The sequence below is a fragment of the Sphingopyxis sp. KK2 genome (genome assembly GCF_001990265.1).
Lineage (GTDB): Bacteria > Pseudomonadota > Alphaproteobacteria > Sphingomonadales > Sphingomonadaceae > Sphingopyxis.
The window spans coordinates 1-11,590 of record NZ_LYVN01000129.1 but is presented as its reverse complement, the minus strand read 5'-3'; the positions used below and the strand labels follow the sequence as shown (position 1 = coordinate 11,590).

Annotated in this window: 10 protein-coding genes and 1 pseudogene; 8 read left to right on the top strand and 3 right to left on the bottom strand. The window is 67.2% G+C overall.

Annotated elements, in window-relative coordinates:
• Positions 1-2 precede the first annotated feature (2 nt).
• The gene (gene argH / locus B1A78_RS17340; protein WP_077148167.1) at positions 3-1,373 is read right to left on the bottom strand and encodes an argininosuccinate lyase; all 1,371 of its coding nucleotides are present in this window, start codon (positions 1,371-1,373) and stop codon (positions 3-5) included.
• Between the two features lie 52 nt (positions 1,374-1,425).
• Here argH and B1A78_RS17335 point away from each other — a divergent pair, with 52 nt between their 5' ends.
• Positions 1,426-2,001 (top strand): TlpA disulfide reductase family protein, encoded by a 576-nt coding sequence (locus B1A78_RS17335; RefSeq protein ID WP_083734270.1) that lies wholly within the window; start codon positions 1,426-1,428, stop codon positions 1,999-2,001.
• On the opposite strand, the gene B1A78_RS17330 is transcribed toward B1A78_RS17335, so the two are convergent.
• Positions 1,998-2,729: an IclR family transcriptional regulator gene (locus B1A78_RS17330; RefSeq protein ID WP_077148165.1), complete on the bottom strand. Its 732-nt coding sequence runs from the start codon at positions 2,727-2,729 to the stop codon at positions 1,998-2,000. The two genes, B1A78_RS17335 and B1A78_RS17330, sit on opposite strands and share 4 nt — an antisense overlap.
• A 113-nt stretch (positions 2,730-2,842) precedes the next feature.
• On the opposite strand from B1A78_RS17330, the gene B1A78_RS17325 reads away from it, so the two are divergent.
• The 7 genes from B1A78_RS17325 to B1A78_RS17295 all read left to right on the top strand — a co-directional run bounded on the left by B1A78_RS17325 (position 2,843) and on the right by B1A78_RS17295 (position 11,163).
• A complete protein-coding gene (locus B1A78_RS17325; protein WP_372236898.1) occupies positions 2,843-3,757 on the top strand; it encodes an SDR family NAD(P)-dependent oxidoreductase in 915 nt (304 codons plus the stop codon).
• Positions 3,757-4,593, top strand: a complete 837-nt coding sequence (locus B1A78_RS17320) for a MaoC family dehydratase (RefSeq protein WP_077148163.1) — start codon at positions 3,757-3,759, stop codon at positions 4,591-4,593. Before B1A78_RS17325 ends, B1A78_RS17320 begins: the two co-directional genes overlap by 1 nt.
• Positions 4,590-6,029 carry a 3-oxoacyl-[acyl-carrier-protein] synthase III C-terminal domain-containing protein gene (locus B1A78_RS17315; protein WP_077148162.1) on the top strand — a complete coding sequence of 480 codons (1,440 nt, stop codon included), beginning with the start codon at positions 4,590-4,592 and terminating at the stop codon, positions 6,027-6,029. The genes B1A78_RS17320 and B1A78_RS17315 overlap by 4 nt, the downstream gene beginning before the upstream one ends.
• Positions 6,030-6,233: 204 nt before the next feature.
• Complete coding sequence (locus B1A78_RS17310) at positions 6,234-7,439, top strand: acetyl-CoA acetyltransferase (protein ID WP_077148161.1); 1,206 nt, start codon at positions 6,234-6,236, stop codon at positions 7,437-7,439.
• Entirely contained in the window at positions 7,439-8,635 is a 1,197-nt protein-coding gene (locus tag B1A78_RS17305; protein WP_077148160.1) for a CoA transferase, read from the top strand. The genes B1A78_RS17310 and B1A78_RS17305 overlap by 1 nt, the downstream gene beginning before the upstream one ends.
• 165 nt (positions 8,636-8,800) lie before the next feature.
• A complete protein-coding gene (locus tag B1A78_RS17300; RefSeq protein WP_077148159.1) occupies positions 8,801-10,012 on the top strand; it encodes an acetyl-CoA C-acetyltransferase in 1,212 nt (403 codons plus the stop codon).
• Positions 10,012-11,163, top strand: coding sequence for an acyl-CoA dehydrogenase family protein (locus tag B1A78_RS17295; RefSeq protein ID WP_077148158.1), 1,152 nt, complete (start codon positions 10,012-10,014; stop codon positions 11,161-11,163). The genes B1A78_RS17300 and B1A78_RS17295 overlap by 1 nt, the downstream gene beginning before the upstream one ends.
• 82 nt (positions 11,164-11,245) lie before the next feature.
• Here B1A78_RS17295 and B1A78_RS22760 read toward each other — a convergent pair.
• Positions 11,246-11,590: pseudogene (locus B1A78_RS22760) on the bottom strand (hypothetical protein); the annotation flags it as partial.

The window sequence follows — 11,590 nt, the reverse complement described above, 5'->3', positions numbered from 1 at the left end:
TCCTATTCCTCCAGCGCGGCGCGCGCCGCCGTGATCGCCTGCCTTACCCGCTCGGGCGCCGTCCCGCCATAGCTGGTGCGGCTGGCAACCGACGCCTCGACGGTGAGCGCCGCGAGCGCCGCGGGGGTGACCGCGGCATGGATCGCAGCGGCTTCCCCGGGCGGCAGCGCCGACAGCTCAACGCCGAGTTGCTCGGATCGTTTCACGCAGGCGCCGACGATATGATGCGCGTCGCGGAACGGCACCCCCGCCTCGCGCACCAGCCAGTCGGCGAGGTCGGTCGCGGTCGAGAAACCCGAAGCGGCGAGCGCGCGCATGCGGTCGGTGCGGAAGGTCAGCGTCTCGACCATGCCGGTCATCGCGGCGAGCGACAGCGCGAGCGCGTCGAAGGCGCCGAACACCGTTTCCTTGTCGTCCTGAAGATCCTTCGAATAAGTGAGCGGCAGCCCCTTCACGATCACCGCAAGGCGCTGGAAGGCGCCGAGCAATAGCCCTGCGCGCCCGCGCACCAGTTCGGCGGCGTCGGGGTTGCGCTTTTGCGGCATGATCGAGCTGCCGGTCGACCAGGCGTCGGGCAAGGACACGAAACCGAAGGGCTGGCTGGCCCAGATCACGACTTCCTCGGCAAGGCGCGAGAGATGGATCGCGGCAATGGAAGCGGACGCGCAAAATTCGAGCGCGAAGTCGCGGTCCGAGACCGCGTCGATGCTGTTCGCCATCGGCCGGTCGAAACCGAGCGCCGATGCGGTGGCGTTGCGATCGAGCGGGAAGCTGGTGCCCGCGAGCGCGGCGGCACCGAGCGGCGATTCGTTGAGACGCTTTGCGGCGTCGGCGAAGCGCGAACGGTCGCGCGCGAACATCTCGACATAGGCGAGCAGGTGATGGCCGAGCGTCACCGGCTGCGCGACCTGAAGGTGCGTGAAGCCGGGCATGATGCTGTCGGCATGCTCCTCGGCGCGCGCGAGCAGCGCCGTCTGGATCGCCTTCAGCCCGGCGTCGATGCGGGTGCAGGCGGTGCGCGTCCACAGGCGGAAATCGGTCGCGACCTGGTCGTTGCGCGAGCGCGCGGTGTGGAGGCGTCCGGCGGCCTCGCCGATGATGTCCTTGAGCCGCGATTCGACGGTCATGTGGATATCTTCAAGCGCGAGGTCGACCGGCACGCCGTTCGCCGCGAACTCTGCGGCAATCTGTGCGAGGCCGGCGTCGATCTTGGCCGCATCGTCGGCGGAGATGATCCCGGCGGCGCCGATCATCGCGGCATGCGCGCGGCTCGCCGCGATATCCTCTTCCCACAGGCGCTTATCGACGGGGATCGACGCGTTTATCTCTTGCATGATTGCCGCGGGACCGGCACCGAAGCGGCCGCCCCACATGCTGTTGCTGTTCGGAGAATCCGCCATCCGCCGCGTTCCAAGCCTTGTCCCAATGACCCTCGCCCTGATGCTGGCCGGATCGATCGCGGGCTGCGATAGGGAAAAGGCCGGCGGGGAGCAACCCGCCCCGGGCCAAGCAAATGTTTCGGACGCGCAAGCGCAGGGCGAGGGTGTCGAACGCTTCGCGCACCAGGTCGTGCGCGAGCATAAGGGCAAGGCGGCACCCGATGCGGCCTTCCAGGGTCCCGACGATGCGCCGGCTACGCTCGCGGCGTTTCGCGGCAAGCCCCTGCTCGTCAATCTGTGGGCGACCTGGTGCGCGCCCTGCGTCGCCGAGATGCCGACGCTCGACAAGCTCGCCGCCGCGCGCGCCGACACGCTCACCGTGCTCGCGGTCGCGCAGGACCGGCAGGGCGCCGCAATCGTCGACCCCTGGTTCCAGAAGGCGGGCCTGTCGACGCTCCAGCCCTATATCGATCCCGAGAACGGCCTGCTGATCGCCTATAACAGCGCGCTGCCGACGACGGTCCTCTATGATGCCGAGGGCCGCGAAGTCTGGCGCGTCGTCGGAGCGATCGACTGGCAGGGCGCCGAGGCGAAGGCGCTGCTCGCCGAAGCGGGTCTCTAAGCCGACGCCGTCCCGGCCAAATCGACGAGCGCGCGGCCCAGCGCGGCGAGGTCGGCGGGTTTGCGCACCCCGGCAAAGCAGCTCGCCGACAGGCAATATTCGGCGCCGCGCTGCGGGATGACCGCGGCGAGCGTGCAGATGCCGATATGGGTGAAGCCGTCGTCGACCGCGAAACCCGCCCGGCCCGCGAGTTCGACCTGCTCGCGATAATCGGCGAAGGCGATCGGCCTTTCCCAGCGCACCCCGGCGAAACGCCGCGCGATTTCCTCTTCGCCCGGCGCCTGCGCCGCCGCGATCGCGCGCCCGACGGCACCGCCGCCGAGCGGCTGGCGCTGCCCCTGCGCGAGGTGGATGCGCAGCACCGCCTTGCTCTCGGCGTGCGCGACAAGTTGCAGCCGGTCGCGCGAGGCGACCTGCCACAGCCCGGCGGTGACCTCATACGCCTGCGCGAAGCGCGCCATCGCGGGGCGCAGCGCGTCGACCATCCGCCGCGCGTCGCCATCGCGCAGCAGCCCGGCGCGCGCCCAGCCGTCGGAGAGGCGATAGCGCTTGCCCGGCGCGTCGCGCACCACCGCGCCCTCGGCAACCAGGGTCCCGAGCAGGTTGAAGCAGGAGGATGCACCGAGTCCCAGCGACCGCCCGATATCCGACAAGGTCAGCGGCTCGCTGTCGGCAAGCAGGCGCAGCACCGTGAACGCCTGCGAAACCGACCGAACCTCACCCGCCACACGCTTGTCCTTTTCACAAATATGAAAACGATATTCTTTATATTGAATATCGCCAAAAGCTCAACTAGCCGGATCGCAATATAATCACGGGCCAAGAATCACGGGAGAGTCGCATGGGTATGCTGGACGGCAAGGTGGTCGCGGTGACGGGCGCGGGACGCGGCGTCGGGCGCGAGATCGCATTGCTCTGCGCCAAGGAAGGCGCATCGGTCGTCGTCAACGACTTGGGCGGCAGCGCGGAGGGCGAAGGCGCCGACCTCTCCCCCGCGCAGGAAACGGTCAACGACATCAAGGCCGCGGGCGGCAAGGCGCTGGCGAACGGCGCGAGCGTGTCGGACCCCAAGGGCGCGGCGAGCATCATCGAGGATGCGGTGCAGAGCTTTGGCCGCATCGACGCGGTGGTGAACAATGCCGGCATCCTGCGCGACCGCATCTGGCACAAGATGAGCCATGAGGACTGGAACGCGGTGATCGACGTTCATCTGAACGGCTGCTTCAACGTGTCGAAGGCAGCGACCCCCTATTTCCGCGATCAGGGTTCGGGCAGCTTCATCCATTTCACCTCGACCAGCGGGCTGATCGGCAATTTCGGCCAGGCCAATTATTCGGCGGCGAAGCTGGGCATCGTCGGGCTGTCGCAGTCGATCGCGCTCGACATGGCGCGCGCCGGGGTGCGCTCGAACTGCATCGCGCCCTTTGCGTGGAGCCGGTTGATCGCGACGATCCCCGCGACCAACGAGGCCGAGGCGCTGCGCATCGAGCGCATGAAGACGATGACCGCCGACAAGATCGCGCCGCTCGTCGCCTTCCTCGCGAGCGACGCGTCGCAGGAGGTATCGAACCAGGTGTTCGGGGTGCGCAAAAACGAGATCTTCCTCTTCTCGAAGCCGCGCCCGATCCGTTCGATGCAGAAGAATGAGGGCTGGACGGCGCAGGCGATCGCCGACGAAATGCTTCCGGCCTTCCGCGGCAGCTTCGCCAATCCGGCCGAGCGTTCGGGGGATGTGTTCGGCTACGACCCGATCTGATGGCGATCGACCCCGACAAGCTGTTGTCGATGCCGCCGATCGTCACGCGGCAGGTGCTGACGCCGCGCGATACGATCCTCTATGCGCTCGGCGTCGGCGCGAGCGAACTCGACTTCCTGTTCGAGGAACGGCTGAAGGCGCTGCCGATGATGGCAGTGACGCTCGGCTATCCGGGCTTCATCTGGCGCGACCCGGCGCTCGGCGCCAATTGGCAGAAGATATTGCACGGCGAGCAGTCGACGATCCTCCACGCCCCGCTGCCGGTCGAGGGCGAGATCACCGGATCAACGGTGATCGAGGCGCTCTATGACAAGGGTGCCGACAAGGGCGCGCTGGCGATGGTGACGCGCGAGATTCATGACGGCGCGGGCATGCATCTCGCGACCGCACGCTCGATGACCTTCCTGCGCGGCGACGGCGGTTTCGGCGGATCGGCCGAGGGCGCGCCGGTGCCGCACGCGCTGCCCGACCGCGCGCCCGACGCTGTCGTCACGCTGGCGACCGCCGCGAACCAGGCGCAGATTTACCGGCTGTCGGGCGACCTCAACCCGCTGCACATCGATCCCGACGTCGCCAAGGCGGGCGGCTTCGACGCGCCGATCCTGCATGGCCTTGCGACCTATGGCGTGATCGGGCGGGCGTTGCTCGCGGCGCGCTGCGGCAACGAGCCGGTGCGCCTCAAGCGGCTCGACGGACGCTTTTCGTCGCCGGTTTATCCTGGCGAAACGATCGAGACCTCGATCTGGGACGAAGGGGGTGGCAAGCTCGCCTTCCGCGCCCGCGTGATCGAGCGCGACAAGATTGTCTTTACCAACGGCTATGCGGAGACAGCATGAGCGAGTTCGGAATCCTGTCCTTCGGCGCCTATGTGCCGATCACCCGGCTGCAGCGCAGCGCCATCCATGCGACGAACGGCTGGTTCGCGGGCGGGCTGCGCGGGCTTGCCAAGGGCGAGAAGGCGGTCGCCAACTGGGACGAGGACAGCGTCACCATGGCGCTCGAGGCCGCACGCGATGCGCTCGACAGCATCGACCGCGCGACCGTCCAGCGTGTCGCCATCGCCTCGACCACGCTGCCCTTTGCCGACCGCCAGAATGCCGGGATCGTCAAGGAGGCGCTGAATCTGCCCGACGCGGTCGGCGCGATCGACGTTGCGGGATCGCAGCGGGCGGCGACCTCTGCCTTGCTCGCCGCGCTTGGCGGCAACGAAACCACGCTGGTGACCGCGGCAGAAATCACCACGCCCAAGCCCGCGTCCGAGCGCGAGATGACGAGCGGCGATGCCGCCGCGGCGGTGATCGTCGGCACCGGCACGCCGATCGCAAAGCTCGTCGCGAGCCACAGCGTCACGATGGATTTCGTCGACCATTTCCGCGAAGCGGGCGAGGCGCACGACTATGACTGGGAAGCGCGCTGGGTGCGCGACGAGGGCTTCGCGCGCATCATGAACCCCGCGATCGCGGCGCTGCTGCAAAAGGCGGGCGTAGAGGGCGCGGCGATCGACCATTTCCTCGTTCCCGTGGCGGTCAAGGGCGTGCCCGAGATGCTCGCGAAGAAGGCGGGCATCGGCGAGGGCGCGGTTGCCGACACGCTGGGCGCCAGCCTCGGCCATGCGGGCGCGGCGCATGCGCTGGTAATGCTGGTGGCGGCGCTCGAAAAGGCGAAGGCGGGCGAACGCATCCTGCTCGCGAGCTTCGGTCAGGGCTGCGACCTGATCCTGTTCGAGGTCACCGGCGCGATCGGGTCGGTGAAGCCGCGGCTTGGGCTTTCGGGCTGGCTCGCGCGGCGGATCGAATCGACCAATTACGCCAAATATCTCTTCCACCGCGGGCTGCTCCAGCTCGACCGCGGGGCGCGCGCCGAGCATGACAGCAAAACCGCGCTGACCGCGCTGTGGCGCAACCGCAAGGCGGTGCTCGGCCTCGTCGGCGGGCGCTGCAGCAAGACCGGGACGGTGCAGTTCCCGAAGAGCGAAGTGAGCGTCAACGCCAACGACCATGCGGTCGGCACGCAAGAAGATTATCCGCTCGCCGAAGTGCCGGCGAAGGTGATGACCTGGACCGCCGACGCGCTCACCTACTCGCCCGACCCGCCGAGCTATTATGGCAATATCGACTTTGTCGGCGGCGGGCGCATGATGACCGAATTCACCGATTTCGCGGGCGATGCTTTGGATGTGGGCGCCGATCTGCGCATGATGTTCCGCATCAAGGCGTTCGACGAGAATCGCGGGTTCAGGCGGTATTTCTGGAAAGCCGCGCCGGCGTTTTAGACCTTCTCCCCTTGAGGGAGAAGGATAGGGAGGCTTGTGAGCGAAGCGAACTAGCCGGACTTGGATGAGGGGTTGCGAGCCAGAGGCTCGCGTGGTCGCAAGCGACCACAACCCCTCACCCAGCTACGACTAGGCAGCAAGCTGCCAAGTCTTCGCAACCCTCTCCCTCAAGGGGAGAGGGACGTTGCTTTGGAAGGATAGGTTATGGCCAAGGGTATCCGCGACAAGGTCGCCATTTTGGGCATGGGCTGCGCCAAGTTCGGCGAACGCTGGGACAAGGACGAGGATCAGCTGATGCTCGAGGCCTATGAGGAGGCGATGGCCGACGCCGGGATCGAGGCGAGCCAGATCGACGCCGCCTGGCTCGGCGCCGCGTTCGACGCACAGAATATCGGGCCGAGCGGCATCCCGCTCGCGGTCGCGCTGCGCCTTCCCGACATCGGCGTCACCAAGGTCGAAAATTACTGCGCCAGCGGCACCGAAAGCTTTCGCGGCGCGGTCTATGCCGTCGCCTCGGGCGCGTGCGACATCGCGCTCGCGATGGGCGCCGAGAAGCTGAAAGACACCGGCTATGGCGGCCTGCCCGTCCGCACGCGCGGGACGACGCACGACATGGTCGGGATCACCGGATCGGCCCCGGGCAATTTTGCGCAGCTCGCGAGCGCGTATCGGGGTGTGCATGGCGTCGGCAAGGACGACCTCAAGCGTGCGATGGCGCATGTCTCGGTCAAGAGCCATGCGAACGGTGCGAAAAACCCCAAGGCGCACCTCCAAAAAGCGGTGACGATGGATCAGGTGCTGAACGCACCGATGATCGCCGAGCCGCTCGGGCTGTTCGACTGCTGCGGGGTCAGCGACGGCGCCGCCTGCGCGATCGTCACCACGCCCGAAATCGCGCGTGCGTTGGGCAAGACCGACATCGTGACGGTGAAGGCGCTCCAGCTTGCGACGTCGAACGGCTGGGAAATGCAGGCGCAGGGGTGGAACGGCAGCTATTTCCATACGACGCGCGTCGCGGCGACCAAGGCCTATGACGAGGCGGGGATCACCGATCCGCGGTCGCAATTGAGCCTGATCGAGGTCCATGACTGTTTCTCGGTCACCGAACTGGTGACGATGGAAGACCTCCATATCTCGAAGGAAGGCCAGGGCTGGCGCGATGTGCTCGACGGCTTTTACGATAGCGACGGGTCGATCCCGTGCCAGATCGACGGCGGGCTCAAATGCTTCGGCCATCCGATCGGCGCGTCGGGGCTGCGCATGATCTATGAGAATTACCTGCAGATCCTGGGCCGCGCCGGCGAGCGCCAGCGGCAGGACAATCCGGTGTTTGCGCTGAGCCACAATCTGGGCGGGATGCCGAACCAGAATGTGTCGTCGATCGCGATCATCGGGCGCGCGGATGCCTGATGTATAACCTCCTCCCCAATCTGTCGGTCATCGAGGCGTCGTCCTTCGTCGCCTCGCCCACCGCGGGGCTCTATCTTGCGCAGATGGGCGCGGAGGTGATCCGCGTCGACCAGATCGGCGGCGGCCCCGATTTCCGGCGCTGGCCGGTGACCGACAACAATGACTCGCTCTATTGGGAGAATCTCAACCGCGCGAAGAAGTCGGTCGCGCTCGATCTCGGCCGGCCCGAGGGGCGCGAATTGCTGCAGGCACTGGTGCGCGCGACCGGGCAGTTCGTCACCAACTTCCCCGTCGGCGGCTTCCTGTCGCATGAACTGCTAGCGGAAGGGCGCCCCGACCTGATCACCGTGCGCGTGATGGGCTGGGCCGACGGATCGCCGGCGCTCGACTATACGGTGAACAATGCAGTCGGTTATCCGATGTTGACCGGCAATGGCCCCGAGCCGGTCAACCATGTCCTGCCCGCCTGGGATTTGCTCACCGGGGCCTATGCCGCCTTTGCGCTGATGGCGGCGATCCAGCGCCGCACCGCGACCGGCGAAGGCGGCGAAGTAAGGCTGCCGCTGTCCGACATCGCGATCGGCACCGTCGCCAACCTCGGCGGCATTGCCGAGGTGATGTATGGCGGCGACAATCGTCCTCGCCTCGGCAACGCCGTCTATGGCCTGTTCGGGCGCGATTTCGTCACGCGCGACGGCGAGCGCACGATGATCGTCGTCGTCACGCCGCGCCAATGGGCGAACCTCGTTGCGGCCCTCGGCCTCGGCGAGGCTGTCGCTGCGATCGAGGCGGCGCGCGGGGTGTCCTTCGCCAAGGACGACGGGCTGCGCTTCGATCATCGCGACGCACTCTATCCCTTGTTCGAAAAGGCGATCGCCGCGCGCGATCATGCCGACCTCGCCGCCGCTTTCGATGCGGGCGGGATCGTCCATTCGCCCTATCGCACGATGCTCGACGCCGCGAACGACCCCGCGCTGGTCGCGGACAACCCGATCTTCGGTGCGGCGGCGAACCCCAGCGGCTTTGCCTATCCCGCCGCGGGCGCCTTTGCGACGATTCCGCAGGCCGAGCGCCGCCCGCCCGCCCCGGCGCCGCGCAACGGCCAGCATAGCGAAGAAATACTGGCGGAGCGCCTTTCGCTGCCATCCACCGAAATCGCACGACTGGTCGACGCCGGTATCGTCGGTGTGATCTAGGATGCGACTTGCTCCTTTCCGTCACCCCGCGCTTATCCCGGGGTACCGCCTGTTGGCGGGAGCAAATCATTCATCGGATAGCGGGACCCCGGATCAAGTCCGGGGTGACGACGAAATTTACGTCCGATAGACTTTGACCGACACCATCCCACCCGGAGCCATGACATGACCCTTCGCCGCGCCGCCATCGTCGCCCCCATCCGCACCCCCGTCGGCAAGTTCGGCGGCGCGCTTTCGAGCATGACCGCGGGCGACCTCGGTGCCGTTATCCTGAAGGCGCTGATCGAGCGGACGAAGATCGACCCGTCGCGCGTCGACGACGTCGTCTTTTCGCAAGGTTACGGCAATGGCGAAGCGCCGTGCATCGGCCATTGGTCGTGGCTCGCCGCCGGGCTGCCGATCGAGGTGCCCGGATACCAGCTCGACCGCCGCTGCGGATCGGGGCTGCAGGCGATCGTCAACGCCGCGATGATGGTTCAGACCGGCATGTCCGACGTCGTCGTCGCGGGCGGCGTCGAATCGATGTCGAACGTCGAGCATTACAGCACCGACATCCGCAAGGGCGTCCGCGCGGGCAATCTGACCCTCCACGACCGGCTGACGCGCGGGCGCGTTATGTCGCAGCCGGTCGAACGCTTCGGCGTCATCACCGGCATGATCGAGACCGCCGAAAATCTGGCCAAGGACTACAACATCAGCCGCGAGGCGTGCGACGCCTATGCGGTGCGCAGCCACCAGAATGCCGCGGCGGCCTGGGCGAACGGCCTGTTCGCCGACGAACTGGTGCCCGTCGCGGTGCCGCAAAAGAAGGGCGATCCGGTCGTCTTCGACCATGACGAGGGCTATCGCGCCGACGCCACGCTCGAAAGCCTCGGCAAGCTGCGCCCGCTCGAAGGCGGCGTCGTCACCGCGGGCAATGCGAGCCAGCAGAATGACGCCGCGGCGGCTTGCCTCGTCGTCGCAGAGGACAAGCTCGACGAACTCGGCCTCACCCCCATAGCCTGGTATCACAGCTCGGCGGCAGCGGGCTGCGACCCCAGCCGCATGGGGATCGGTCCCGTCCCGGCGGTCGAGCGGCTGTTCGCGCGCAATGGCCTCGGCTGGAACGACATCGACCTCGTCGAACTCAACGAAGCCTTCGCGCCGCAGGTGCTCGCGGTGCTCAAGGGCTGGGGCTGGTCCGACGACGACAGCCGCTTGGGCATGCTCAACGTCAACGGCTCGGGCATCTCGCTCGGCCATCCGATCGGCGCGACGGGCGGCCGCATCCTCGCCAACCTCACCCGCGAACTGCATCGGCGCGGCGGGCGCTATGGCCTCGAAACCATGTGCATCGGCGGCGGCCAGGGCATCGCCGCGATCTTCGAGGCGGCGTGATGCACGATTATTCGGATATCCGCGAAGAGGTCGCCAAGCTCTGCGCGCAGTTCCCCGGCCCCTATTGGCAGGCCAAGGACAAGGTCCGCGAATATCCCAGCGAGTTCGTCGCGGCGCTCGGCGAGGCGGGCTATCTCGCCGCGCTGATCCCAGAAGAATATGGTGGCGCCGGTCTGCCGCTTTCCGCCGCAGCGGCCATCCTCGAGGAGATCCAGCGCCAGGGCTGCAACGGCGGCGCGGTGCATGCGCAAATGTATGTGATGGGCACCGTGCTGCGCCACGGGTCGGAGGAGCAGAAGGCGCGCTACCTGCCGCGCGTCGCCACCGGGGAGCTGCGGCTGCAGGCGTTCGGGGTCACCGAGCCGACGAGCGGTACCGACACGCTGAGCCTGAAGACCGTCGCGAAGAAGGACGGCGACGAATATGTCGTCAACGGCCAGAAACTGTGGACCAGCCGCGCCGAGCACAGCGACCTGATGATCCTGCTCGCGCGCACCACCCCGCGCGAAGAGGCGGCGAGCCGCACCGAAGGCCTGTCGGTGTTCCTCGTCGACATGAAGGAGGCGCTCGCCGCGGGCACGCTGTCGATCCGGCCGATCGACACGATGATGAACCATGCGACGACCGAAATCTTCTTCGACAATATGCGCATCCCTGCCGCGAATTTGATCGGCGAGGAGGGCAAGGGTTTCCGCTACATCCTCTCGGGCATGAATGCTGAGCGGCTGCTGATCGCCGCCGAATGCATCGGCGATGCGAAATGGTTCATCGAGAAAGCCTCAAGTTACGCCAAGGAGCGGGTGCTGTTCGGGCGCCCGATCGGCCAGAACCAGGGCGTGCAATTCCCGATCGCGCGCGCCTATGCCCAGATGCGCGCCGCCGAACTGCTCGTCCACGATGGCATCGCCAAATATGAGGCGGGCGAGAATGCGGGGGCCGAGGCGAATATGGCCAAGATGCTCGCCGCCGAGGCGAGCTGGGCGGCGGGCGAGGCGTGCATCCAGACACACGGCGGTTTCGGCTTCGCCGCCGAATATGACATCGAGCGCAAGTTCCGCGAAACGCGCCTCTATCAGGTCGCGCCGATCAGCACGAACATGATCCTGTCCTATGTGGCGGAGCATGTGCTGGGAATGCCGCGCAGCTATTGAAAAAAGGCGGGCCGCGAACGGCCCGCCCAGTTTGCAGCCGGCGACCTGGGGTCATGCCGGCTGCCCCTTCCTTTTCGGACAGTCAGCGCTGGTCGCCCTCGCGCGGTTCGGGCGCGGGCGCGGGGTTCGCTTCCTGCGCCTTGGCCTCATCCTTGAGCTGACCCTTGGTCATGCCGGTGACGAGCACGTCGCCCGACCCGGCGAAGCTTGCCGCGGGCAGCGTCGCGAAACGGTCGCCGACCTCGACGGTCACCGCCTCCACCACGCCGCGCCCCGTCTGGCGCACATCCTGGACATAGCCGATCACCTTGCCGCGCGCGTCGGTCACCGCCATGCCGGGTTCGACCGCAAACATGCCGTTGCCGCTCGCCGCACCGCTGCCCGCCGCCGCGAGCTGGCCGAGGCTGCCCTGGAAGCTGCCCGCGGC